22 protein-coding genes are annotated in these 25,270 nt (G+C 59.8%); 10 read left to right on the top strand and 12 right to left on the bottom strand.

All coding sequences use genetic code 11. The annotated features are described in order from the left end of the window. Positions 1–87 precede the first annotated feature (87 nt). Entirely contained in the window at positions 88–432 is a 345-nt protein-coding gene (locus tag ACS1BR_RS04475) for a DUF2218 domain-containing protein (RefSeq protein ID WP_463560435.1), read from the bottom strand. A gap of 240 nt (positions 433–672) precedes the next feature. Here ACS1BR_RS04475 and ACS1BR_RS04470 point away from each other — a divergent pair, with 240 nt between their 5' ends. After that, positions 673–2,151 (top strand): NCS2 family permease, encoded by a 1,479-nt coding sequence (locus tag ACS1BR_RS04470; RefSeq protein ID WP_463560433.1) that lies wholly within the window; start codon positions 673–675, stop codon positions 2,149–2,151. Positions 2,152–2,157: 6 nt separating this feature from the next. Here ACS1BR_RS04470 and ACS1BR_RS04465 read toward each other — a convergent pair whose 3' ends face one another. Together ACS1BR_RS04465 and ACS1BR_RS04460 are read right to left on the bottom strand one after the other, a co-directional pair. Further along, positions 2,158–3,060, bottom strand: a complete 903-nt coding sequence (locus tag ACS1BR_RS04465; RefSeq protein ID WP_463560430.1) for a spermidine synthase — start codon at positions 3,058–3,060, stop codon at positions 2,158–2,160. Positions 3,061–3,083: 23 nt separating this feature from the next. After that, positions 3,084–3,383, bottom strand: a complete 300-nt coding sequence (locus tag ACS1BR_RS04460) for a thiamine-binding protein (RefSeq protein WP_463560427.1) — start codon at positions 3,381–3,383, stop codon at positions 3,084–3,086. A gap of 171 nt (positions 3,384–3,554) precedes the next feature. Here ACS1BR_RS04460 and pta point away from each other — a divergent pair, with 171 nt between their 5' ends. The 3 genes from pta to ACS1BR_RS04445 all read left to right on the top strand — a co-directional run bounded on the left by pta (position 3,555) and on the right by ACS1BR_RS04445 (position 8,387). Beyond that, complete coding sequence (gene pta, locus ACS1BR_RS04455) at positions 3,555–5,651, top strand: phosphate acetyltransferase (protein WP_463560425.1); 2,097 nt, start codon at positions 3,555–3,557, stop codon at positions 5,649–5,651. Positions 5,652–5,762: 111 nt separating this feature from the next. Continuing rightward, entirely contained in the window at positions 5,763–6,902 is a 1,140-nt protein-coding gene (locus ACS1BR_RS04450) for an acetate/propionate family kinase (protein WP_463560422.1), read from the top strand. A gap of 96 nt (positions 6,903–6,998) precedes the next feature. Continuing rightward, positions 6,999–8,387 (top strand): M48 family metallopeptidase, encoded by a 1,389-nt coding sequence (locus ACS1BR_RS04445; RefSeq protein ID WP_463560419.1) that lies wholly within the window; start codon positions 6,999–7,001, stop codon positions 8,385–8,387. Here ACS1BR_RS04445 and ACS1BR_RS04440 read toward each other — a convergent pair. The 7 genes from ACS1BR_RS04440 to ACS1BR_RS04410 form a co-directional block, all read right to left on the bottom strand. Next, positions 8,384–10,492 carry a prolyl oligopeptidase family serine peptidase gene (locus tag ACS1BR_RS04440; protein WP_463560416.1) on the bottom strand — a complete coding sequence of 703 codons (2,109 nt, stop codon included), beginning with the start codon at positions 10,490–10,492 and terminating at the stop codon, positions 8,384–8,386. The genes ACS1BR_RS04445 and ACS1BR_RS04440 overlap by 4 nt on opposite strands. A gap of 53 nt (positions 10,493–10,545) precedes the next feature. Next, on the bottom strand, positions 10,546–12,144 hold the full coding sequence (locus ACS1BR_RS04435) for an ATP-binding cassette domain-containing protein (RefSeq protein WP_463560414.1): 1,599 nt from the start codon (positions 12,142–12,144) through the stop codon (positions 10,546–10,548). Between the two features lie 11 nt (positions 12,145–12,155). Continuing rightward, the gene (locus tag ACS1BR_RS04430; RefSeq protein ID WP_463560412.1) at positions 12,156–14,201 is read right to left on the bottom strand and encodes a glycoside hydrolase family 15 protein; all 2,046 of its coding nucleotides are present in this window, start codon (positions 14,199–14,201) and stop codon (positions 12,156–12,158) included. A gap of 169 nt (positions 14,202–14,370) precedes the next feature. After that, positions 14,371–15,363 (bottom strand): alpha/beta hydrolase, encoded by a 993-nt coding sequence (locus tag ACS1BR_RS04425; RefSeq protein ID WP_463560409.1) that lies wholly within the window; start codon positions 15,361–15,363, stop codon positions 14,371–14,373. Positions 15,364–15,397: 34 nt separating this feature from the next. Continuing rightward, positions 15,398–15,721 carry a carboxymuconolactone decarboxylase family protein gene (locus ACS1BR_RS04420; RefSeq protein WP_463560407.1) on the bottom strand — a complete coding sequence of 108 codons (324 nt, stop codon included), beginning with the start codon at positions 15,719–15,721 and terminating at the stop codon, positions 15,398–15,400. 3 nt (positions 15,722–15,724) lie between these two features. Then, positions 15,725–16,153 carry a cupin domain-containing protein gene (locus tag ACS1BR_RS04415; protein ID WP_463560403.1) on the bottom strand — a complete coding sequence of 143 codons (429 nt, stop codon included), beginning with the start codon at positions 16,151–16,153 and terminating at the stop codon, positions 15,725–15,727. 45 nt (positions 16,154–16,198) lie between these two features. Then, complete coding sequence (locus tag ACS1BR_RS04410; RefSeq protein WP_463560401.1) at positions 16,199–17,092, bottom strand: alpha/beta hydrolase; 894 nt, start codon at positions 17,090–17,092, stop codon at positions 16,199–16,201. Positions 17,093–17,238: 146 nt separating this feature from the next. Between ACS1BR_RS04410 and ACS1BR_RS04405 the strand changes: the two genes are divergently transcribed. From ACS1BR_RS04405 to ACS1BR_RS04390, 4 genes are all read left to right on the top strand, one after another. Next, on the top strand, positions 17,239–18,021 hold the full coding sequence (locus ACS1BR_RS04405) for a helix-turn-helix domain-containing protein (RefSeq protein WP_463560399.1): 783 nt from the start codon (positions 17,239–17,241) through the stop codon (positions 18,019–18,021). Between the two features lie 80 nt (positions 18,022–18,101). Next, complete coding sequence (locus tag ACS1BR_RS04400; RefSeq protein ID WP_463560396.1) at positions 18,102–18,446, top strand: metal-sensitive transcriptional regulator; 345 nt, start codon at positions 18,102–18,104, stop codon at positions 18,444–18,446. Positions 18,447–18,485: 39 nt separating this feature from the next. Then, on the top strand, positions 18,486–18,701 hold the full coding sequence (locus ACS1BR_RS04395; protein WP_463560394.1) for a heavy-metal-associated domain-containing protein: 216 nt from the start codon (positions 18,486–18,488) through the stop codon (positions 18,699–18,701). Positions 18,702–18,794: 93 nt separating this feature from the next. Then, a complete protein-coding gene (locus tag ACS1BR_RS04390; protein WP_463560392.1) occupies positions 18,795–21,065 on the top strand; it encodes a heavy metal translocating P-type ATPase in 2,271 nt (756 codons plus the stop codon). Here the strand turns inward: ACS1BR_RS04390 and ACS1BR_RS04385 are convergent. Further along, a complete protein-coding gene (locus ACS1BR_RS04385; protein ID WP_463560389.1) occupies positions 21,062–21,436 on the bottom strand; it encodes a hypothetical protein in 375 nt (124 codons plus the stop codon). The genes ACS1BR_RS04390 and ACS1BR_RS04385 overlap by 4 nt on opposite strands. A 358-nt stretch (positions 21,437–21,794) precedes the next feature. On the opposite strand from ACS1BR_RS04385, the gene ACS1BR_RS04380 reads away from it, so the two are divergent. Next, the gene (locus ACS1BR_RS04380; protein ID WP_463560387.1) at positions 21,795–22,661 is read left to right on the top strand and encodes a hypothetical protein; all 867 of its coding nucleotides are present in this window, start codon (positions 21,795–21,797) and stop codon (positions 22,659–22,661) included. A 12-nt stretch (positions 22,662–22,673) separates the two neighbouring features. On the opposite strand, the gene pdxR is transcribed toward ACS1BR_RS04380, so the two are convergent. Then, positions 22,674–24,248, bottom strand: a complete 1,575-nt coding sequence (gene pdxR, locus ACS1BR_RS04375; protein ID WP_463560385.1) for a MocR-like pyridoxine biosynthesis transcription factor PdxR — start codon at positions 24,246–24,248, stop codon at positions 22,674–22,676. A gap of 81 nt (positions 24,249–24,329) precedes the next feature. On the opposite strand from pdxR, the gene pdxS reads away from it, so the two are divergent. Beyond that, complete coding sequence (gene pdxS / locus ACS1BR_RS04370; protein ID WP_463560383.1) at positions 24,330–25,238, top strand: pyridoxal 5'-phosphate synthase lyase subunit PdxS; 909 nt, start codon at positions 24,330–24,332, stop codon at positions 25,236–25,238. The last annotated feature ends 32 nt before the right edge of the window (positions 25,239–25,270 follow it).

Genomic DNA, 25,270 nt, shown 5'->3' with positions numbered 1-25,270 from the left:
TTTCTCTGCAACTTACCCGCTAAAACCCTCTCTTCCGACGGTATGGCAGAGAAGCGATCATAAAACCACACCCGTAGAGGGTGGCCCCTAGGGCAGACGGGAGAAGTTCACTGTCAGCCCATCACGCTCCCCAAACCTCTCAAGGTGGCTGGCCAGCACCCGCTCAACCTTCTCCAGTTTTTCGGCGCTGGGCGCATAGGCCAGTAGCACGAGCTGCGGGGAGCCGTCCGTCTCGGTCACCAGCACGTCGCCGTAACCGTTAAAGGTGGAGTCCCGGTCAAAGGTAATCCGGTGGCCGGACTCGATCTCAGCGGCGGGGACCTTCCGCCCCATATGCGCAACAAGCTGCTTGGCGTAGCGTTCGGGGCGTGAGGTGTTCACGAGGGCCCGGGAAGTAAACGACAGGTCTTCGGCGGCGGGGGGAACGGTCACAAGTATCTCCTCAAAACATAGTTAGGTATACCTAAACAGTATCAGGCGTGCGCCGCCGAGGGGAACCCAAAAATTTTCTGCACCACCCCAAAGCCCTGCCCCAAAACACGGTCATCACTGCCCACCACGGGCACCCCATGGCATAGAATAAACAGGTAACAAAAGCGCTACGCCTACCGCGGGCGCTTATTTCTTTAGGGCTTAAAGCCCCTCACACGAGAGTAACTACGGATTCAACGAATGACTTCTGAGAACACCGCGGCTCCATCCGCACACACACCGGCCCCCAAAAACGCGCTGGATCGCTTCTTTAAAATCACCGAACGCGGCTCAACCCTGGCCACCGAATTCCGCGGCGGCCTGGCCACCTTCTTTGCCATGAGCTATATTGTGGTACTCAACCCGCTGGTCTTGGGGCTGGGCCCCGATGCCTCCGGCAACACCCTGGGCGTGGAACGTGTTGCCGCAGCCACCTCCCTCATCGCCGGTATTCTCACCATCCTCATGGGGATGTGGGCCAATCAGCCCTTTGCCATGGCCGCCGGCCTGGGCGTTAACGCCCTGCTGGCCTCCACCATCGCCACCAACCCCAACCTCACCTGGCCGCAGATTATGGGGCTCGTCGTCTGGGCGGGTATTGTGATGGCGATCCTGGTACTTTCCGGTTTCCGCCGCGCCGTTTTTAACGCGGTGCCGGCGTCACTCAAAACAGCAATCGTGGTGGGTATCGGTATTTTTATTGCCTTTATCGGCCTGGTCAACGCCGGGGTAGTGCGCCGGATGCCGGATTCTGCCGGAACCACCGTACCCGTGTCCCTGGGTGTCGGAGGAGACTTTATCGGCTGGCCGCTGCTGGTCTTCTTCTTCGGGCTTTTTCTCACTATCGCCCTCTTTATCCGCAACGTGCGCGGTGGAATTCTTATCTCGGTGATTGCCTCCACTATTCTGGCCATAGCTCTGGAATCCCTCTTTCCCTCGGGGTCGTCAACCGAGACGGCTACCGGCTGGTCCCTGGTGGTTCCCGCGGTCCCCTCCAGCTGGGTGGGTACACCGGATCTCTCGCTGATTGGCTCCGTCGATATGTTCGGTGCCTTTTCCGCAAGCTCGATGGGCGGGCTGGGCGCAACCATGCTGATGTTTGCGGTACTCCTCGCCGTTTTCTTCGATGTTATGGGCACCTCTCAGGGGCTGGCCACCGAGGCCGGTACAGTCGACCGCGACGGCACCATCAAAAATATTGACCGGGTATTACTGCTCGACGCTGCCGGCTCCGTGCTCGGCGGTGGCTCCTCGAGTTCCGCCCACCAGATCTATGTGGAGTCGGCGACCGGTATCGGTGAGGGTGCCCGCACCGGTTTCGCCAACGTGGTCACCGGCGTCCTCTTTCTGCTGGCCGTGTTCATCTCGCCGCTGGTGAACGTGGTACCTTTTGAGGCCGTAGCTCCCGCCCTGGTGGTGGTTGGGTTTCTGATGGTCCGCCAGGCCGTGCACATTGAGTGGACTGACTGGGGACTGGGTATTCCGGCCTTCCTCACCATCGTGATGATGCCCTTCTCCTATTCGATTGCCGACGGTATCGGCGCCGGTTTCATCTCGTACTGCTTTATTCGGGCGGTGCAGGGGCGGGCCCGCGAGGTGCACCCCATCATGTATCTTGTTGCGGCGGCGTTTATGGTCTTCTTTGGTATGGGGGTCATTGAGGGGTGGCTGGGCCGCTAATGTAGCCTAGTGGCGAAGTTGCCGGTCCAGCCTCCCCAGATCGGGTCCGGGCACCCTGTCTCGGCGGGGTGAGGCGCTACGGGCAAAGGCCCGTACCCAGGAGTCGTCCCGGTACTGGGCCGGCACTGCCCCGGCGAGTAGTCGCTTGGCGAGCTGGGCGGTAGCGTTTTCACCGGATCGGGGCAGCGGCACCGGCGAGCCGGCAAGAATAATGTTGCCCCGGCGGCGGCCCTTCAGCATGGCGGGGTCTGCCGCCGCGCAGGTGTAGGGGAATACTGCGGTGAGGGCCGCCGCCTCGGCGCGGGCACCGGCTAGGTCGCGGTTGTCTCCGCAGTTGATGACGTACAGGCCCCCGCTCGACAGCGCTCCGGCGGCTATCTTCGTGAACTCCAGGGTGGTAAGCGGGAGGGGCGTGGTGTAGCCGGAGAATACATCGCGGATAATAATGTCCCGCGACGCCGGGGCGAACGTCTCGGTGACGGCGCGCGCCTCCCCCACCCGAATCTTGAGCGAGGGTGCTCGGGGGAGATCAAACCACTGCCTCACGTAGGCGGCCAGTTTGGCGTCTAGCTCCACCACGGTGTTGCGGGATCCCGGGTACAGGTCGGCAAAGTATCGCGCCAGCGAGCAGGCGCCACCGCCCAGATGGGTTATCCGCAGCGTGCTCTCGTCGAGACCGCCGGATACATGGACCTCAACGATCGCGGCCAGCCACCGCATGTACTCAAAGTCGAGTTCGCGCGGGCGGCCCACAACAATGTGGGAAGATTCCATACCGTTGATTTCGAGCACCCAGCCGTCGGGGGTGTAGTCGTCCGAGATAAGCTCGGCGGTTCCGGTGGATATGGTGTAGGTGCCCTCCCGCGGCCCGGTAGCTGCTACGGGGCGCCTTTTTCTGCTTTTAGCCACGTTTCTTCCAGCCGCTCAAGAAGCTAGAGGGCCCGGTTGAGCCGCTCTACTTTACCGGTTATTTCTCCCGAGTCATGACCGGGGCGTATATCGGCTTTAAGCACCAGGGAAACACGCGGAGCCACGGCGGTCACAGCCTCGGTGGCGCGTTTGATGACCTCCATGCACTGATCCCAGTCGCCCTCGATCAGCGTGAACATGGAGTTGGTTTCGTGCGGTAGACCCGATTCGTTGACGACACGAACCGCCTCAGCCACCGCGCTGTGCACGGAGCCGTCTTCAAAATTGCCGCCCGTGGGGGCCAGCGAGAACGCAAATAACATGCATATAAGACTACCGCCCGGTGGGTCGAGCGTGCCAGCACCGGACGTGACCTACACGCCCCGGCCGCCATATACCGTCTCAGCCGAAAACAGCATAAAATTGCAGAGGATAAAAATAACTCGGCTGTGGTGCTCGCGTGCAGGGCAGCCAGAAAGAGAGTACACCCGATCATGACTACCGGTATCTACCTCTCCGCAATGACCTCGCAGTCAGGCAAATCCCTGGTTGCCCTGGGACTGGCCGACTCTCTCATCAAGAGAACCGACCGCGTGGGATTCTTCCGCCCGGTCTTTGCCGGAGATGAAGAGGGCAAGGACCCCATGATTCAGCTCATGCGCCGCACCTTCGGCCTGAGCGCGCTCCAGGCTCGGGGCGGGGTCTCTCTGGAACGCTGCCGCGAGCTGTTAGCCGAGGGCAAACACGACGAGATGTCCTCACTTGCCGTGTCCCTCTACTCGGAGATGGCCGATGAGTGCGATGTGATCATTGTTGACGGCACCGACCTGCTAGCCCACAACGCGGTCACAGCAGAATTCGATCTCAATGCCCAGTTCGCCCGCGACCTCGGGCTACCCGTTATCGCTATTATCGGTGCCCAAGATTCATCGGTACAGGACGCCGTTAACGCCGTCGATGTGGCGCGCACCGAGCTCAACTCGTCAAAGGTGGACACCCTGGCCATCATGGTTAACCGTTGCCGCCCCGAATATCGTGATGAGATTGCGAAAACAGCCAAACGCGGCCCCTCTAACCGGCCGGTCTACGTGCTACCCGAAATTCCCGAGCTCTCCCTACCCAGTGTCGCCGAGGTGGTGCAGTCTCTCACGCTCGGCAGTGAGGGTCTGACCAGCGAAGACCTCAACCGCGATATTCACGATGTCAAGATCGCGGCAATGACCGTGGCAAACTTTCTCAACCAGTTTGCCGACGGCGACTTTGTGATTGTTCCCGGCGACCGCACCGACGTGGTGGTCGCCACCCTAGCTTCTGCGCTTTCACCGTCTTTCCCCGCCCCCTCGGCGGTTTTGCTGACCGGGGGGCTGGGCGACCCCACCGAGTCACCGGTACTGGCTTCGCTGACCGAGCGTGCACCCTTCCCCGTTTTTAACACCGGCCTCGATACCTTCAAGGCCGGGCGCGCGGTGTCGCGGGTGACGGGGTCCCTCTCCAGCGGTCAGCCCCGTAAAATTGCGACCGCCCTGGGCGAGTGGTCCCGTAACGTCGACCCCGACGAACTGCTGGAGCGGCTAGAGCTGGAACGGCCGGTTTCCATGACTCCGCTGCGTTTCCTCCACAATCTGATTGAGAAGGCTCGCGCAGACCGCCGCTCTATCGTGCTCCCCGAAGGCTACGATGTGCGTATTCTGCGGGCGGCAGAGATTATTGCCCGCCGTGATTTCTGCGATGTGGTGCTGATCGGCGACCCCGAGAAGATTGCCAAGATCTGCCAGATTGAGGGTATTGATCTGCCCGTCGGTAAGGGTGTTGACATTATTGACCTTGAGAACAATGAGCACACCGAAGATTTTGCCGCTACCTACGCCCAGCTGCGCGCCAAGAAGGGTGTGACCATTGAGCAGGCCCGCGAGCGCATGGCCGATCCCTCCTATTTTGGCACCATGCTCGTGTACAAGGGCCTGGTGGACGGCATGGTCTCCGGCGCGGTCAACACCACCGCGAACACGATTCGGCCTTCACTGGAATTTGTCAAAACCCGTGAGGGTGTGAAGGTTGTTTCTTCTGTCTTCCTCATGCTCATGGAGGACCGGGTGCTGGTGTTTGGTGACTGCGCTGTCAACCCCAACCCCAATTCTGAGCAGCTTGCCGATATTGCTAAGGCATCTGCCGAGACTGCCCGCCAGTTTGGGGTTGAACCCAAGGTTGCTATGCTGTCCTATTCTACCGGGACCTCCGGTGCGGGGGCCGATGTTGATGTGGTGCGCGAGGCCACCGAGCTGGTCAAGGCTACCGAACCCGATTTCGCGGTTGAGGGCCCCATCCAGTTTGATGCCGCCTCGAATATGTCTATTGCCTCGTCTAAGCTACCCGGTTCCGAGGTGGCGGGTCAGGCTACCGTTTTCATCTTTCCCGATCTCAACACCGGTAACAACACCTATAAGGCTGTTCAGCAGACCTCCGGCGCGGTGGCTGTTGGGCCGGTTCTTCAGGGTCTGCGTAAGCCGGTCAACGATCTTTCTCGCGGCTGCACGGTTGATGACATCATCAACACCGTTGCTATCACCGCTATTCAGGCGCAGACTCTCTAGAGAGCAGCTGAGCCGGATACGGTTGCCCGGCCCCGTGCGGGGCAACCGTATACCTCATAGTTTATTGTTGTCATTCTGCCCTAGCGGCACTAACCAAACGAAGGAAACTCCTTGCTTATTCTTGTTGTGAACTGTGGTTCCTCCTCCATTAAATACCAGGTGCGCGATACCGATATTGACGGCGATGAAGCCGTGGTCACCAAAGGGCTGATTGAAAATATTGGGGTGGATATACCCGACCACGACGCCGCCCTGGAAATCATGGCTAGCCGGCTCGACGAGGAGTTGGGTGACCGTGAGATTGGTGCCGTGGGGCACCGGGTGGTCCACGGTGGTGAGCGTTTCTCTGAGCCGGCGCTCGTTGATGCCGACACCATTGACATTATCGAGGAACTATCGCCGCTGGCTCCCCTGCATAATCCGGCCCACGTTAAAGGTTTGCGGGCGGTGACCCGCAAGTGGCCGGCGCTGCCGCAGGTGGTTGTTTTTGATACCGCGTTCCACCGCACTATGCCCGAGTTCGCCTGGCGTTATGCTGTGCCCGAGGATTTTTATACCGACTACGGTATTCGCCGCTACGGTTTCCACGGCACCAGCCACGACTATGTGACCGGTATTGCCGCGGACCTGCTCGGTGTTGCCCGGGATGATTTCAATGCTGTGGTTGCCCACCTGGGTAACGGTGCCTCGGTGACCGCTGTTCGGGGAGGGGTGTCCGTTGATACCTCCATGGGGTATACCCCCCTAGCTGGGCTGGTGATGGGTACTCGCACCGGGGATATTGACCCCTCGGTACTGACCTCTTACCTTCAGAATAACCCCGAGGTGGATGCGGCCCGGCTGAACACGATCCTCAACAACGAGTCCGGCCTGCTCGCTATTGCCGGTTCTAACGATATGCGTAAGGTGGAAGAGGCTCAGGAACAGGGTGATAGCCGCGCCCAGCTGGCTATGGATATGGCCACCTACCGTCTGGCCAAATATATTGGCGGCTACCATGTGGCTGTTGGCGGTATGCGGGCGCTCATTTTTACCGCCGGAATCGGCGAGAATTCTCCGGCCTTCCGCCAGCAGACGGTGGATCGTCTCGGTGCGCTCGGGATTGAGCTTGACCCCGCACTCAACGCTGAGCGCGGGGATAACCCCCGCATTATTTCCAGTCAGGATTCGGCGGTTGCCGTGCTGGTGGTTCCCACCAATGAGGAGAAGGCGATTGCTGAGGCCACTCTCAGGATTGTGGAGGGCCTCTAGACCTGCGCCGCCCACACGTCTTTGCCGAGTGAGCGGGGCCGGAACCTGTTAGGGTTATAGGCGGAAAGTTCCTATGCTTAGTCTTTAAGGAGTACGATGTCGCAACCACCGCATGAGCCTCCCCAGGACCAACCCTACGGTTTTGGCCCCCACACCGCCGACGGCGGCAGTGCCGCCTCACCCGGCTACGGCCCCGCCCAGACTCCCCTGCCCAATGACCTTTCTCGGGGCTGGTTACCCGAAGATAAACGGCAGACACCGTCTTCTCCCCTGCCCCCGCCTAGGCTTTTTGGTTATCAGTCCCTGCTCCCCTTCCGCTACCTCAACGCGCTGAGGCACCCCGGTGAGATCCCCTGGCTGGTGGTGGCCTATCTGGTGACCCTGGTGGCCTATGTGGGGGCCGGGTTCCTTCTGTGGGGTGAGATCGTCAATACCCTCAGTAGCAGCTACTACACGACAGATGTGGGTGGTGTCGTCGGGAATATTATTCTGCTGGCGGTCTACCTGCCGCTCGCTATTTTCTGGATGCGCGCCCTGCAGTACGCGCAGATGCGCCTGTCCGGGGTGCGGATTACTCCCACCCAGTTTCCCGAGGCTTACGAGATGGTGGTGGAGGCTGCCCGCTCGGCCGGTCTTCGCCGGGTGCCCGACGCCTATGTGGTGCTCGGTAACGGCGCCATTAACGCCTTCGCTTCCGGCCACGGCCACCGCCGCTTTGTTGCGATCTATTCGGATCTTTTTGAGGTGGGTGGTCAAGCCCGCAACCCCGAGGCGCTGCGCTTTATTATTGGCCACGAGGTGGGCCACATCGCTGCGGGCCACGTGGGGTATTTTCGTCTGCTCTTTACGTCTTTTTTCTCGTCGATCCCCTACGCCGGTTCAATCCTTTCCCGAGCCCAGGAGTACACCGCTGACAACTTTGGTTACAGGCTCTCGCCGCAGGGTGGTCTTGAGGCCATGAGTGTGCTGGCCTCAGGCAAGTACCTCAACCGCGAGGTTAACACCGATGAGTTCGCTAACCGCGCCGTGTATGAGCGGGGCTTCTTCACCTGGCTTGCAAACCTTAACCTCTCGCACCCGGCTCTCACCTGGCGCACCCATGCCCTGCGGGACCGGTCTGAACCGGGTAGGCTGATCTGGCGGCCCAAGCGCAACCCCGATTATCCGCTGTCGATGGCTCCTGCCGCCGAGCCCGCCGCCGGTTGGGCGGACCCGATCCAGGCAAGCGACTTTATGGCCACCTACCCGGAGGATGCCGAGAACCAGCACTGGGGTATTGTCTCCACCGTGGAGAAGGAGCCCGCGGTTTCGCGGGATCGTACCATCTCTGACACCCTCTTTAGCGGCTGGGTTCCTCCGCAGCTGCGCAACTACGGTTTCGCCGGGCAGTCCGAACCGGTCAGCCCCGGTGAACCGGGCGGGGAAGCCCGCGGAGACACCGGCTACGGTTTCCCCGCTGCTCCCGACGAGGATAGTAAGCCCTAGCGGGGAAGCCGCCGGTGCTCGGGAAATATTGCGTTGTCCAGGTAGGTAAAAAGCATGGCGTAAAGAAGTGCCCGCTGCTTAATATCCGCGGCGCCGGCGTGCCCACCCTCGGCATTTTCAAAGTAGTGTACCGGTTTCCCCAGCGATTCTAGAAGCGCCATAAACTTGCGGGCGTGGGCGGGGTGTACCCTGTCGTCGCCGGTTGAGGTGGTCAGGAGCATGGTGGGGTGGATATCTTCCGGGTTGACCCGGTGGTAGGCAGAGAATTTTTGGAGAAAGCTCCAGTCATCGGTGTCAGGATCACCGTATTCCGCAATCCAGGAGGCACCGGCGAGCAGGTGCGAATAGCGCTTCATATCGAGGAGCGGCACCCGGCAAACTATTGCCCCAAAAAGCCGGGGGTAGCGGGTGTACATGTTGCCCATGAGTAGGCCCCCGTTTGAGCTGCCCATAGCGGCAAGCTGCGGCACGGTGGTCATACCCGCGGAGACCAGGTCGGCGGCGACAGCGGCAAAATCTTCGTGCGCCCGGTGTCGTTTCTCTCTCAGTGCCGCCTGGTGCCAGGCCGGGCCGAGCTCTCCGCCGCCGCGGATATTGGCTACCGCGTACACATAGCCTCTCTCCAGCAGCCCCTTACCGATCAGACCCGAATAGCCGGGAATCTGTGACACCTCAAAACCACCGTAGGCTGTCAGCAGGGTGGGGGCCGGTGATGTTCCGTCCAGGGCCGCCGCCGATCCCACGGCAAAATAGGGTACCGGGGTGCCGTCCTCGGACGGGGTCCAGCGCTGCCGCACCTCAAGACCGGCTGTATCAAACCGGTGCGGTACCCGGCGTAGCTGATGCAGGGTAAAATTTTCCGCCCCAAAGCCGCCAACAAAACTACCCCGGTAGAGGGTGGGAGGGGTAAGAAAACCGCTGACAATCAGGTGAACGCTATTGCGGGCTTCGGGATTGATAGCCTGCACGCGCACGGTGTCGAACTCCCCCAGGGCCGGGGTGAGCCGATGCAGCTGCCAGCCAGCGGGGGTATCCTCGGCAAAGAAGAGGCGGGTGCGCACCCTGTCCAGTACGGTGAGCACGATCCCGCTTCGCACCGTTGTGTAGTCAAGCAGTGATGATTCGGCGGTGGGCTCAAAGAGTACCCGCACCGCGGCGGCGGTGGGCTGGCCGAGGGCGTCCCGGTAGGGTAGGGCCAGCAGGCAGCCGCGGGGGAAAACCCTGCCGTCAAGCTCCCAGGGCTCGCGCAGGTGAACGGTCAGCCAGTCGCGGGCCACCCCGCAGGTAGCGGTAGCCGGAACGTTCATCGGTGTGAGCTCATAGTTTGTGCGGTTCATATCGAACAGCTCAAATTCTCTGAAGTTTCGGGCCCGGTACAGTATTGTTTTTTCAAAACCGGGCAGGTTGAAGTTCTGCCCGCCCACCGCCATATCCGCCGGCGCCCCTTCAAGCAGCACCCGCGCGTGTTCAATCTTCTGCCCCCTCTTCCACAGGAGCACCCTTGAGGGGTAGCCGGCGCGGGTTGTCGACCCGTCGCTGTCGTGGGCAAGTAGCACTGTATCCCGGTTGAGCCAGCGCATGTCCCCCTTGCTGAGGGGTTTGGTGAAACCGTTTTCAACAAATTTTTTGGTCACCAGGTCAAATTCCCGAATAAGGTTGGTGTCGGATCCTCCGGGACGCAGGGTGACCAGGGCGCGGCTGTAGCCGTCACGGCAGATTTTCATTCCGCCGTAGACCCAGGATTGTCCCTCCTCCTTACCCAGTTGGGCTATGTCGAGGAGGGTCTCCCATTCCGGTTCGCTCATCTCGTCTGTCCAGGCATCGTAGGAGGCTTTGCCGGTGCGCCGCCAAAGCCCGCGGGGGTGGGGGCCGTCGGTGTAAAAATCGTAGACGTAGTCGCCGCGGCGGGTACCCACCACCAGCTTGTCTTTTGCCGAGAGAATGCGATCGGCGTGGTGGAGGTGTCTCTCAAAGCGGGCGCCGGCAAAATTGTGCAGGGACTCCCGGCTACGCCGGTTTGCCCAGGCAGCGTTTTCTACTGAGAGCTCCTCAAGATAAGCAAAGGGGTCGTGATCGGGTGTGGGAAGCTGCGGGTGAGTCGGCATGCTTTAAGACTAGTACAGGCTGTTTTGGGCGGGGTCGGCGGAGAGTGAGGAGATTAGAATCTGACCACTGTGTCTGTATCCGCTATGGGTGCGTCGTCATCGTGGGTTGAAACAATGAGCAGATTATGGTGGGAGGCTTCTCGTATTGCCCTCCACACGCTGTGTCGAACCTGCCGGTGAAGACCGGCTGTGGGTTCGTCGAGAACAACCAGGGAACCGGTGACACTAAAAAGGGCTCTAGCCAGAGATATTCTTTTTGCCTGCCCACCGGATACTCCGCCTTCAGCGGCGGATATTTGCTCGCGGTACCGGTCCCCGGAGGAGGAAAAATCTGCCAGGTTCAGGCCGTCAAGCAGTTTGTCGATCTCGGCGGTGGAGCCCTGCCTGCCGAAGTCGATGTTCTCGTGGACGGTTCCCATGAGGAGGTTACTTTCTTGGGGCGAGTAGTAGGCACCCGAAAGGCCATGCGGTATTTTTGGCCCGGCGGTGGAATGGCAGCTATCGGGGGTCTTGATCAGCCCCAGAATGAGCTCCAGGTAGGTGGTTTTACCGGCCCCGCTGGGGCCCAGAACCCAGACGATACCGTATTTTTGTGTGTGGTTTTGCAGCCCGTCCCACGAGTCTTTGTGAGATTCTATAAATCTGGAAATAGTGTTGTTTTTGGTTGTCCCCAGGCGGTTGATCTTCTCTGTGGAGCGTGAAAACCGTGCGGCAGATTCTACAATTTGCGATGACGTGAAGCCAATATTTTGTAGAGGTATAACCGCTGCGGCCACAAGCCCCACCGTTGAGACAAGGCGGGAAGCGGTAGTGACCGGATCGTGCACGTCCCCCAGGCTGACAACACATATGGTAAACATTCCGCTGAGAATAATCGCGTACTGAATAATGTGTAACTGTCGTGTAACCCGGTAGCTGACCATGCCCTTTTTCTTCACCGCAAGCCTGGAGCCAAACAGTCTACCCTCAATAAACCGTGAAGAGCCCATAATTTTTGCTTCTCTCCACAGGCTGATCCCGTTTTCCAGGACACTAAAACTCTTCATGTTTTCACTGAAAAACTCGCTCTGAGCCCTCTGGTGGCGGTTGATGAGGGGAAACGAACACCCAAGGGCAAGCGCAACAAATAGCACAAAAATAATCCCCTGAATGAACCCAATATTTATAAATATTAGTGCGGCCCCCAGCGAGAGCATGAGACCGGCAGGGAGCCAGGACAAGAATACCCCGGACATGATTTCGCGCTTGGCGGCCATCGCCGAATCAATTGCGTAGGCCAAATCGGAGCTGTTTTTCTCGTGCCCCACGGACTCATCAGCCGCAATAGCCTGACGCGCATAGTCCAGTGCTATACGGTTTTGAAGATCCTGCTCCAAACCACCGTAGACGGGCAAAAAATAGTATCGGACAACCTGCCCGGACCCCCACACCGCGATATAGGCGGCCACTACGATCACCATTTTTTCTCCCGGCGCACGGGGAGGTAGGCTGCCGTCGTTAATGTAGAGCACGCCCGCACCGAGGATAAAAGGGGGGATAACCGCCGAGCCGGCAACCAGGGCAGCTACCAGAATCAAAAGAAGCGTTTTACCGCGACGGGCAGAATAAACTTCTCCAATGGTATCTACGATAAGGCCGCATAGAGCACGCATATTTTTCCCAGCTAAATCCCCAGCGCCTCAACCGCCCGGATCAGCGCAATATGGGCCAGAACATGGGGGAAGTTGCCCGTCATTCGATCTGCCTCAAAATCGTATTCGGAGCTCATCAGCCCCAGGCCGTTAGCCGCCGCCAACACCGAGTCGAGCACCCGCCGGCCGTCAGCCTCCCTACCCGACCGAATATACTGCTCGGCCAGCCACAGCGACGACGCAAAATGAGGATTATCCTGCCCCTCAAACCCATCAAAACCGGCACGGTTAATATAGCGGAAAACCATACCCGAACTATGCTGAAGCTCCTTCTCGATCCGGGCCACTGTACCCAGTATCCGCGGGTCGTCCCAGGGGAGGAAACCGACCTGGGCCAACTGTAGCAGGGAGGAGTCCACACTGGTGCCATCATAGACCTGCACAAAAGAGTTGAGGTCCCGGTTAAAGCCGCGGTCCATGATGTCCTCGGCAAGCAGGTCCCGGCACTGCCGCCACAGCTGAAGGTCACCGTCTAGGCCCTGCTCCTGGCCCGCCTCAACCCCGGCAGAGAATGCCGCCCACAGCATCACCTGCGAGTGGGTAAACACCCTCGGCTCCCCCAGTATTTCCCAGATAGACCGGTCCGGCTGACCGATCCGCTCGGCGGCGGCATTGAGAAGCGCCTTCTGAAGCAGCCAAGAAAGATGGTCTTCGCCGACCCCGTGGGCGCGCATATTGGCAAAGGTGTTGAGCACCTGTCCCAGCGCATCCCCCTGAAAATAGTCGTCTGACCCGTTGCCCCAGCGTACAGGCTGTGCACCTTCGTAGCCGGGCAGAGCGAGGCGGCGGTCTTGGTCGTCTTTTTCTCCGGCAATACCGTAGACCGCGTGCGGTTTTTGCGGGTTGTTGGCCAGCGCACGCAGTATCCAGTTACGCAGCTGCGCGGTTTCGCGCTGGTGCCCGTGGACCAGCATGACATCCATGGCCATGGCCACATCACGGAGCCAGGCGAACCGGTAGTCCCAGTTACGCTGGCCCCCAATAGTCTCGGGGAGGGAGGTGGTCGCCGAGGCAACCAGCCCGCCTGTTTCGCGGGAGATCAGTGCGCGAAGCACCAGCAGGGAGCGCAGGCGGGCGGCACGGTAGGTATCGTCGTTGAGGGTTTGGAGGTGTTTGGCAGTGACGGGCACAGTGGGCTGGGTGGCTGTTTGGGCCAGCTCGTGGTAGAGAGCGGGATCTATTTCTCGTGTCTGGGTGCCGGGTTCTGCCGGCACCGTGGGGGCCCCGGCTGACGGGGCCGGGAGTTCGGGTGCTGTTTCTCCGGTGCGGTCGTCGGGCAGTGCACGGGTGGCGGAGATATTCTCCTCTGCCTCCCGTTCCGGGGGGAGGTAAAGATCTGACCATTCGCTCCACTGGTCACGAGTGAAGGTGAGTGCGGCGGAGAGGTCGGTGGTTTCGGGCGGGTTGTGGTGGGAGGGAAAGTAGCTCAGTGAGAAGGTGAGAATTTGGCCGGCTGAGATATTGAAGGTGTCGGTGTGGTTACCGTAGTGACCCTCGGGTATGGGGTTACCGCGGAATACGAGGGCGTGAGGACCGGCCATGCCCACCAGCATGGACTGTTCGCTGCTGACGGTGCCTGTTGTCGGGTCCGCGGGGCCTTCGTAGCGGGTTACCCAGGGGGTGGTTTTGCCGTTGTCAAAGCGCAGGGTGAGCTCGTGGAGCATGGTGAGCTCACCGGTCAGTCCCTCAACGCTGCGGATAATTGAGGTGCCTGCCGCCAGCGGCATGAAGTCTGTCACCCGCACGCTTGCGTTTCCCACGTGCCAGACCGTTTGAAGAATAAAGGTGTTTTCGCGGTAGGAACGTTCTATACGGATTTCTTCAACCGGGGCCGGGTTAACCGACTCCAGCGGGGCAAGAAGCCAGCGGCCCTGTTCGCGGTCACCTAGCAGGGCCGCAAAAATGGCACCGGAGTCGAACCGTGGGGCGCAGAACCAGTCGATGGATCCGGTACGCGAGACGAGTGCGCCGGTATTCATGTTGGACAGGAGAGCGTAATCCTCAATGAAAGAAGCCATGTTCCAAGCCTAACGCACCTCTTTCCACCGCTTTTCCTGCGGTCGATTCCTCCCGCTGCCCCGAGGTCGCCGAGATCCTCGGTTTCGTCCGAGTTCCTAGGAAATAACCTAGGAACTCGGACGAAACCGAGGAAGTCGACGCAGCACAGCGTAGCCCGTCCGGGGCAGGCTACCGCCCGCTCGTCCTGGCCATCAACCATGCCTCAATATGATCGGCAATCTCCCGGTTGTTCAGCTCCTGGAACATAAAGTGGGAGTTTCCGGTGATCCCCTCGCGGGGCAGCTCGTAAACCGTGACATCACCGCCGTAAGCATTCGCGTAGTCGGCAAACTTGTGGGCCATAGCCACACCCGCCCGCCAGAAATCCCAGGCGGGCACCGACGACGGCTCAGACGGGATAAAATCCCCGTAGTAGACAGCAATCGGTTTACTGATCAGACGCTCAAACGTCTCCCGCGGCACCGGGACACCCTCTACCGGGTAGGGTGAGGCGGAATCTTCGCCGTCGGGCATGTCGTCTTCGGGGAAAACAAACGCGCCCGGCTCCAGGGCGATAACAGCCTCGATCTGCTCAGAGTCGGCAGCCGCAAACCAACCGGGGATACCACCCTGAGAATGGGTTACCAGGGTCACCGGCCCCGATCTTTCCGCCGCAGCAATCAGAGCTGAGGACACCACTTGCGCATCAAACTCACCCGTATCCGGGGTGTACTGGCGGAAAAACTGGTTAAGCGTCTCCTCGCTGCGGTCAAACTGAATGCCGTCTTGCAGCTGCGGCCACAGGCCCATACGGAACTGGGTGTACCAGGACTGGTCATCGGGGACAGCAGAAATTTCCGTGGCAACCGACGACTGCCCGGCAGAGGCGCGGCGGGGCTGGTCGACCAGGTAGGATGAGTATCCTCTCGCCAGGAAGATGTTGGCCAGGCTGTCACGGCCGTCGGGTGTGGAGATCCAGCCGTTACGTGACTGACCTGCACCGTGCAGGTACATGATGCTTCCCCGGTCCCCTTCGGGGATCTGGTAAAACACGTTGGCGTGGTCGGAGTGCCGGCTCTGCCCTTCCGGCTGCCACTGGGCTATCGGGTCAAAGGTGCCCTCCGCCTGCTGTACAGATCCGCCGGCAGAATATACGCCCTGTTTCTTAATTGAAAAAACCATAATGAACTTTCTTTATCCTTCAACGATCACGGGGCTAGTTTGAGCTGCCGTAGACCTCTTCTACCAGCGGGAGAGCGCTCCACGCTTTGGGCCAGCCACAGTAGAAAGCTAGCTGGGTGATGGTTTCTACCACTTCTTCCTGGGTGAGACCGTGTTCTTTGCCCAGGGCTAGGTGTGATTTCAGCTGGGGGAAGAGCCCCGCGGAAAAGAGGGCTGCAATGGTTATCAGGCTACGGTCACGCAACGATAGCCGGTCTTCGCGCGCCCAGACTTCACCGAAAAGTACATCGTCGTTGAGGGCGGCGAACTGGGGTGCTATTTTTCCCAGTACATCTCTACCCGCTGTTTGTTTCTCCATAGTTTATTCTCCGGATTCTCTCGATAGTTCTCTGAATTCGCTGTCGGATACACGTTCCAGCCATTCGGTTTCACCCTTGGTGATAGCGATGTGGGTGAACCATGATCCTTCTTTGGCGCCGTGCCAGTGTTTTACACCGTCATGGAACACTACCGTGTCTCCGGGCCGCAGGCTTTGTGCCGGCTGGCCCTCGATCTGCACCCAGCCTTCTCCCGAGGTGGCGATAATGATTTGGTAGCCACCGCGGTGAATGTGCCAGTCATTGCGCACGCCGGGCGCAAAGTTGATGGTGCCCACGTGCACGTCGACGTCCCCTTCGGGGAGCACGAGGTGGGTGAGGAAGCTGTCCCCGGTAAAGTGCTCTCCTGCCAGGGTGTTGGGGGAACCAAAACCAAAAATATCGTTTTTGACTTCTTGCTCAAATTTTTCCATGTAAAATTACCTAAATCCTATAATTTAAAATGTGTGACGTAATGGCTACCCGCTGTATTTTTCAAAAAATTCTATGATGGTGTCGATAACCCGAGGAACATATTGTTCGAGGTCGTAGAGGTCGAAGTGGCGGGCCTCGGGGATAATGGCCAGCTCTTTATTTTGTGACCCCAGATTTTCAAACATTACTTCTGCCCCCGGCCGGGTGAATGCGTTTTCCCCCGCGACCACCAGGTAGGGTAGTCGCAGCTGCTGCACGGTTTCGTTGGGGTGGTAGTTCTGCCAGTCAAGCTCGCACCAGGTGGGAAAAACAACGCGGTTCACCGCGGCCCCGCGGTGAGGATTAAAATAGTATTCGGCGCCTTCGGAGCCCGGTTCAATCAGGTCCATGCGCGCCACCTCACCGGTCTTTTCGTAGTGTTCACGATCAGCGAGTACCTGTTCTTTGCTGAACGGGGCCACGGTGTCGATAATGGTGAAGGGGTTGATGGAGGCCGCCGCGTTAAAGCGGGTGTAGGTGGTCAGGGCGAGGGGGAGGTACACCCCGGAACCGCAGATGCCCACGGCGAAAAACCGGGCGGGGTCAGCGTTGTCCTGGGTCAGCAAAAAATCTGCGGCGGCTCGGATGTCACCGGCCTTGATCTCCGGGTTCTCTAGCCCGCGCGGACTCCCCTGACTTGCCCCCAGGTAGGAGTAGTCATAGACCATGCTCATGTATCCTCTGCTGGCCAGCATCTGGGCGTAGAGGCTCTGGGTTTGTTCTTTGACCGCACCCATCGGGCCCTGAACCAGCACGGTGGGTAGAGCCTCTTCGCGCTCAACACCCACGGGCCTGTAGATGATTCCGGCAAGCCTAAGCCCTGAATCTTGGTTTTCAAAAATAACGGGGGTGGTTACAATGCTGTCAACCGGGGCCCTCAGGGCAACAAGATCATTCATGTTCTGTAAACCTAAAATCTATTATGATGAATAAATAACGTTTTACAATAGTACACTAAGAAAATTGACCCTATACGGTGATTCTTATCACTGTACTGTCAATACACCCATAGGTATTTGCGTTAGAGAAAGAGTGCACTAAGAAATTGGATAAGCGGGAAGAAATTAAAAATTTTCTACGCAGCAGGAGGAGCAGAATAGGCCCTCACGAGATGGGGATAGCAGCGACGGGACGGCGGCGTACCACCGGGCTCCGTCGAGAAGAAGTGGCTTTTCTGGCCGGCATCAGCGTCGAGTACTATGCACAGATCGAACGCGGAAACTCGCACAATGTTTCTCCAAAAATTCTCCGCGCTATTGCCGAGGCTCTCCGGCTCAACCCCGTCGAGACCGGCTATTTTTTTGAGCTCGCCGGCCACGGTTTCACCTCCGACAGCTTAGGGGGTATCCCCCAGCCCACCCAGAGTGACCTTCAGCAGCTTGCCAACTCTGTTAGCCCACCCGCCTGGGTATCCAACCACCGGCTTGATTTTATGGCGGCCAATGCGGCGGGACTGCGACTGCTATCCCCCTTTGTGCGGGACGAACCGGCGGCAGAAAATCTGGCAAAATATATTTTTCTTTCACCGGGTTCCCGGACCTTCTTCCCCGAGTGGGGTGTGATTGCCGAAGATGCCGTGAGCACCCTGCGACAGCATCTGGCGCGGTTTCCCGATGACGATGAGTTGCTTCTCCTTATCGAGCAGCTACGCACCGAGAGCAGTGTGTTTAGGGAGAAATGGGAATCGTATCGGCTGCGCTACCACAACCTCTCCTATAAAAAGTTCAATCACCCCGACTTGGGTCCTGTGAAGTATCGCTATCAGTGCCTCACCTACGCCGATAATCCCGCGTTTGCGCTGATAGTTTTTCTGCCCGTCGATGGCTAACCCGATCTACCGCGCAGCCCCCTTGTCAATATACCCCCTGGGGGTATATCTTGGAGACGAGCACATCAGGAGGCAGCGCAATGAGTGACACAGCTACCGCCCCGGAGGAGGGCGGGCACAGCGCGGAGACCCGCGGCTATTCACCCCACAGGGAGGCATACCTCAAACGGCTCCGCCGCATCGAGGGTCAGATACGAGGAATACACCGCATGGTCGACGAAGACACATACTGTATCGATATCCTCACCCAGATCGCCGCCGTCAACAAGGCTCTGCACGCGGTCTCTATCGGGCTGCTGGAAGAACATCTCGGCCACTGCGTTGTGGGTGCCGCCAACGAATCCCACGAAAGCGGCGACCCCAGCATGGTCAACGAAAAAATCAGCGAGGCGAGCACAGCCATATCCCGGCTACTCCGCAGCTGACGCTCAACCGACCCCACAACAAAAGATATGGAGAAAATCATGGCAACAACAACCGTTCACGCCACCGGGCTCACCTGCCACCACTGCGCCGCAAGCGTTACCGAAGAGCTCGAAGAAATCGGCAACGTCACCGCGGTAGATGTTCGGGTGGTTCCGGAGGGAGAGTCAATCGTGACCATCACCCACGACGGCGAACTGGACCCCGCCAAAGTTGCAGAGGCCGTGCAAGAGGCCGGCTACCGGCTTGCCCCCTAGGGGAAATCATGAGCCGGGGCGGTACCGCACACCCACACCGTCCCGGCTAGCGCAGACACCTTACCCGCACCACCAGCCAGCCTGAGAGGAACCATGACCAGCAAGACAGACGAAACAACGGATCTTTTCAACTCTCGCGCCACGGAACGCATTGTCAACCTCAGCATCGGCGGCATGACCTGCGCCTCCTGCGTGGGCCGGGTGGAACGAAAACTTCGCAAACTCGACGGTGTCGAGCCCTCCGTCAACCTGCCCCTGGAATCCGCCAGAGTTATCGTGCCCAGCGGTATTTCAGACGAGGAGATCATCAAAACCGTTGAGGGGGCCGGCTACACCGCCACCCTCAAAAAGACCGCAGAAGAAACAGAACAGCAGGACGATGAGGGCCTCCGTTCGCTGGCCTCCTACAGGCGGCGCATCTGGGTTGCCCTGGTCTTCTCGGTCCCTGTCTTTTTCATCTCGATGTTCAGCGTTTTCCAGTTTCCCCACTGGGGCTGGGTGGTGGCGGCGCTGTCCCTGCCGGTAGCAACCTGGGCGGCTCTGCCCTTTCACAGGTCGGCCTGGGTGAACCTCAAACACTTCAGCTTCACCATGGACACCCTCATCTCGCTGGGTATCATCGCAAGCTACCTTTTCTCCCTCGCCCAGCTACTTGCGGACCCGGCAATGACCGGAGCCGAACACCTACACGCCGGACACGGGCACATGCTGTATTTTGACTCGTCAACCATGGTGGCCCTCTTTCTGCTCATTGGCCGCTACGTTGAGGCCCGCACGTCACGCCGCTCCTCCCAGGCCCTGCGCAAACTGCTCAGCCTCGGGGCGAAAGAGGCAACCGTGCTCCAGAACGGCCGTGAAATTCGTGTACCCATCCACGACCTTCTGCCCGGCGACACATTCCTTGTGCGCCCCGGAGAAAAAATAGCCACCGACGGCACGGTCGTCTCGGGGCGGTCCGCTATCGACACTTCCCTGCTCACCGGTGAATCGGTACCGGTTGAGGTGGGCCCCGGCAGTGAGGTGACCGGGGCAACCGTCAACACCTCTGGCTCCCTCACCGTGGAGGCAAGCAGGGTTGGTTCCGAGACCACCCTGGCGCAGATGGGCGCAATCGTTGCCGCGGCCCAGTCGACCAAGGCACCCATCGCCCGGCTGGCCGACCGCATCTCGGCTGTCTTTGTGCCGGTCGTGATTGTGCTTGCGCTGCTGGTGCTCACCGGATGGCTCCTTGCCACCGGAGATCTCAACGCCGCCTTCATCGCCTCGGTGTCAGTGCTGGTTATTGCCTGCCCCTGCGCCCTGGGCCTGGCAACACCCACCGCCCTGCTCGCGGGAACCAGCCGCGGTTCGCAGCTGGGTATCCTGATCCGCTCCGCCCGGGTACTCGAGGACACCCGCGGTGTATCCACCATCGTGATGGATAAGACCGGCACCGTTACCGAGGGTAGGCTGGAGGTTGTTGAAACCCGCTCTTTGGGCGGCAGGTCAAGCGAGGACATACTGACGCTAGCAGCCGCCGTCGAGTCCCGCTCTGAGCACCCCATCGCCACCGCGATTACCGCCGCCGGCAGGGCAGCAGCACCCCTCCCCAACGTGCACGATTTTGGTTCGGCTGCCGGTGGCGGCGTGTACGGCGACGTTGAATGGGACCGGCAGCGGGTTCGGGTTCTGGTGGGTCAAAAATCTTTCCTCCGGCAGGCGGGTGTTGAACTGACCGATGAGCAAGAGAGCGAGCTTCTCACCCAGCAGATGCTCGGTTTCACCACCGTCATCGTGGCCCTCGACGGCACTGCCTCGGGCCTCATCTGCTTGCAGGACAGGCCCAAGCCCGATGCCGTGCACGCCATTGAAGAGCTCAAAGAACTTGGCCTCACCCCCGTGCTACTCACCGGGGACGCGCAACCGGTGGCGCAGGCAGTGGCCAGGCAGGTGGGTATCAACCCGCAGGATGTTTTTGCCGGGGTCTCGCCCCGCGATAAAGTCAGTAAAATTGAGCAGCTTCAAGAAAACGGGCAGCGTGTCGCCATGGTGGGTGATGGTGTGAACGACGCCGCGGCGCTGGCCCGCGCTGATTTGGGGATCGCCATGGGCTCGGGCACCGATGTCGCTATGGAGGCTGCGGATATGACCATCATGCGCTCCGACATGAAATCTATTCCCGCAGCAATCCGGCTTTCCAGGGCCACACTGAAGCTGATCAAGTCCAACCTTTTCTGGGCTTTTGGCTACAACGTGGTGGCTATTCCGGTGGCTGCCGCGGGCCTACTCAACCCCATGATTGCCGGGGCCGCCATGGCTTTTAGCTCGGTTTTTGTGGTGCTCAACTCGTTACGTCTGGCCCGTTTCAATCCCGAAAGCCGCTAGCTAGCTGGGGGGTCGTCTTTGTCGGTTGTTGTGGCCCCGCCTGCGGCCTCGGCTTCTTGTCTGCGCTGTTCGGCTTCACGGCGAGCCTTTGCCTCGGCGTAGAGTTTTGCTGAAGACCGGTTGATGCCGGTTCCCCGGCCCAGCTCGGGGCTGTTGGGTTTTTCTACCAGAATGAGGGTTGCGCACACCACCAGCACCACAATAAATACGCCGCCGGCCACGGTGAGTGCCAGCAGGTATTGCGGTTCGTTGTTGGTGCCGCCGGTTGCGGCTATGAGGGTACCCAGGAAGGCGACCGCCGCCAGTACCGCCGCAATCGCGAGCGGTCCGGTTACCTGTTCTTTAAAGCCGGGGGGGCGCTGTTCAGCCAATGGTTTCTTCCTCCTGGTGATATCTGTACTAGTCTACGCGGTGATCGGGCGGGCGCGGGGTTTACCTATTCGCCGAGTCCACTGGGGGTGTGGTTCCGCCGGCCGCGCCGGTAAGCAGAAAGATGTTGGCGCCGGGGATCTGCGGAGATGTCACCCTCTTAGGGTAGCCGAACCAGCAGTGTGGAAGAAAGCACGATTTAACTTCACATCCTCTGCAATGTGCTACTATAATGTAGCTAAATTTATTTGACACAGTAAGTATTTTGAATTTTAACTAATACGGTTATCTTTCGAAATAACCCCCACCTGATTAAATATAGCGTTAATCACATTATTTTTGCACCATAAGGACAAATACATGAATATCTCTCGCAGAACCATAGCCAAGGGCGCGGTGTGGGCAGCCCCCGTTATTGCCGCAACCTCGCAAATCCCCTCCTACGCCGCATCCAGCATTTGCCAAAACGACGCGGTATCCCCCACCGGAGTCCAATACACGCTCATCGGAGCCGAGGGGCTACAGACCACAAGCTACCAAAACGGTGTTCAGATCAACCTTTCCGGCGACGGCAAAACCACCTGGTCAGAAAACCCCGGATACGAGGTCACCTTCACCTACAGGGCCAACCGCGACCTGGACCAGACCATCCTCCGCGCCTACATTAGCGGCAGCTACTACAACGGCGGCACAACCCATGAGGGCCGCGTAGCCAACGTTATCGACAGAAGCTTTGCAGACGGCACCGGGTACATCTACACCGTCGACGACGGAAGCACCCCGACCAGGGTGCAGTGGATGGCCGGCCAGATCGGCCAGATCCGCGACGCCGCCACAGCGGCAGCCGCCACCCTGCCCGACGGCGCCTACGCCGGTTACGGTATCAACCACCAGGAAAACGAGAAGATTTTTGCAGCCTACGACAGCGGACAGGTTGCCGGTGAGCTGCGGCTGACCTTCGACAGCATCAAGGCCGGTTCAACCATCACGCTCAAGCTCTACATTCGTTTTGCCGAGGTCAACAACCACGAGTATATGGCTCAGGAGTTTGGCTTGGATGAATCCTGGCACCGCCCCGTGCTCAACTCGGGTATGGTCTCCTCTATCCACTTCAAAGAGTCCGGCAACCGCGGTGATGCCAACGGCGGCTACTGTGTTCAGTCGCAGGCCCAGAGCATGGCCACCTATAACGGCGATCTCACCACGGAGAAAGCCATCGATGCATAACCTATAACCTAACTAGACCTCGCTAGAAGAGTTCGTTAAAGCTGGGGCGGTACCATCCGGTACCGCCCCAGCTTTTAAGCTCCCCGTCCGTTCCTTCAGAACGTGGACCAGTACCGCCCGCAGCGTGCGCAAACCCTGCGCCAGCGCATGCTCAGGCGGTCCACCGAACCCCACCACCAGGCCGCACGCGCGTCGGGTCTCGGCGGACCCGGAGTGCGCCCAGTAGTCCCCTAAAGCGGCGACCTTAACCCCGGCCTGCCCGGCGGCAGAAACCAGAAGCTCCTCCCCCGCAGGGCCCACCGATCCCAGCTCAATTACCGCGTGCAGCCCGCCGTCCATGGGTATAACCCGGACCTGCCCGGGGAGAGTCTGCGGCGCCAGTATCGACAGCAGTATTTCGCGCCGGCGACGGTAGACCCGCCTCATGCGGGCTACATGGCGCCCAACCCCGCCATCTCTCAAAAAATTGGTCATAGCCGCCTGAACCGTCGAGGAAACCGGTAGCCCTAGCACCTCGCGCAGTTCTATCAGACCCCTGATAAGCTCCCGCGGGGCCAGCAGGTATCCCAGCCCCAAACCGGGGGCCAGCGTCTTGGTAAAAGAACCCAGGGTAATCACCCGATCCCGTCCGCTCTGGCGGGCGAGCGCAGCCAGGGCCGGGAGGGGTTCACCCACGTATCGCAGCTCAGAGTCATAGTCATCTTCAATAATGTAGGCCCCGTTTTCTTGCGCCCAGTCAAGCAGCTCAAGCCGCCGGGCCAGCGGCATAGACGCGCCTAGCGGGTACTGGTGACTGGGCGCTACCAGCACCAGGTCGGGAGGGCTCGCACGCTCCAGAACCGCCGGGTTGAGCCCCTGCCCGTCAACCTCAACCGGCACAACCCGGTGGCCAGAAGCCGCCGGAATCTTGGAAAGGGACGGGTAGCCGGGGTTTTCTACCGCAACGCACAGGGATCGGTTGTGTTTTTGCCGCCGGATCTCAGAGAGCAGCAGGCGGAAGGCTTCGCGAGCGCCTGCGGAAATAAGCACCTCCGACGGGTCGCAGACCACCGACCGGGTAAGCCTCAGGTATCTGCTCAGCTCCTCCCGCAGCTCCGGTGAACCGGTGGCGGGAAAGCTCTGCCCCGGCTCAGCCGCAGCTGCCCGCCAAGCGGCCCTCCACGAAGCCGTGGCCAGCAGAGAGGTGTCTGGCCGGCCCGGGGTTAAATCTATCGGCCGGTCTTCAGCCCGCACGGCTTGCCCCGCACCCTCAGCGGATTCAGAAGCCAACCCGCAGCCCCTGCCCGGGTATTCACCGGCCCGTTTTGGTGCCCGGACCCGTACCGGTGCCGCACTCACCCGGGTACCACCCCGGTCAGCGCAAAGATAGCCCTCACCGGCCAGCTGCTCATAGGCTGCAACCACAGACCCCCGCGATATGCCCAGTCTCTCGGCCAGAGATCGGCTTGAGGGTAGCGGGTCAGAAGCAGCCAGGCTACCGGCGGCAATGAGGCTGCGCAGCTGCCCAGCGAGCTGGCTGGGCAGTGTAACCGCACTCTCTTTATCAACGGTCAGCGGAAGCTCCGCAGAAGAAGTAAACCTGGGCATCGCGCAAAATCCTCACTGGTCTAAAATTTCTTTCCATAAGTGGAGTAACACCTAGACCAGTCTACGGTGCACACTTGAACCATGACTAAAAACACTCCCGAAACAACAGATCCTTCCCCGCTCACACGAGGCCTGGCAGACAGCCTCAAGGGCGGAGTTATCATGGACGTCGTCACCCCCGAACAAGCCAAAATAGCCGAGGACGCGGGCGCAGTGGCCGTCATGGCTCTGGAGCGTGTACCGGCAGATATCCGCGCCCAGGGCGGGGTAGCCCGCATGAGCGACCCCGACATGATTGAGTCAATTATCGGGGCGGTCTCCATCCCCGTGATGGCCAAGGCCCGTATCGGCCACTTTGTTGAGGCACAGATCCTTCAGGAACTGAAGATTGACTTCATCGACGAATCCGAGGTGCTCTCCCCCGCCGACTACGTCAACCACATCAACAAACAGGATTTCACCGTACCCTTTGTCTGCGGGGCCACCGGCCTGGGTGAGGCGTTGAGGCGCATCACCGAGGGGGCGGCTATGATCCGTTCCAAAGGCGAAGCCGGTACCGGCGATGTCTCCGAAGCCACCACACATATTCGCGCTATCATCTCCCAGATCGCCGAACTCCAGGCCCTCTACAGGGTCTCACCGGATACCCTCTACGTCAGGGCAAAGGAGCTGGCAGCCCCCTACAACCTCGTCCATGAGGTCGCCAGCACAGGCAAACTCCCCGTGCCGCTTTTTACCGCCGGAGGGGTAGCCACCCCCGCTGACGCCGCCATGATGATGCAGCTGGGTGCCGACGGTGTATTCGTTGGTTCGGGTATCTTTAAATCCGGCGACCCGGTAGCCCGGGCACGCGCCATCGTTGACGCAACCGCGCAGTACAACGACCCTCAGGCTGTGGCTCAGGCTTCCCGCGGACTGGGTGAGGCAATGGTCGGTATAAGTGTGACCGAGCTTCCCGCACCCCACCGGTTGGCAGAGCGCGGCTGGTAGTTTATACGGCGGTGTTCCATCGAGATCCTGGT

This window comes from Rothia sp. 18CD1-1, assembly GCF_055285355.1.
Note: the sequence above shows the minus strand (reverse complement) of the source record. Positions and strands in the feature narration are given on the sequence as shown.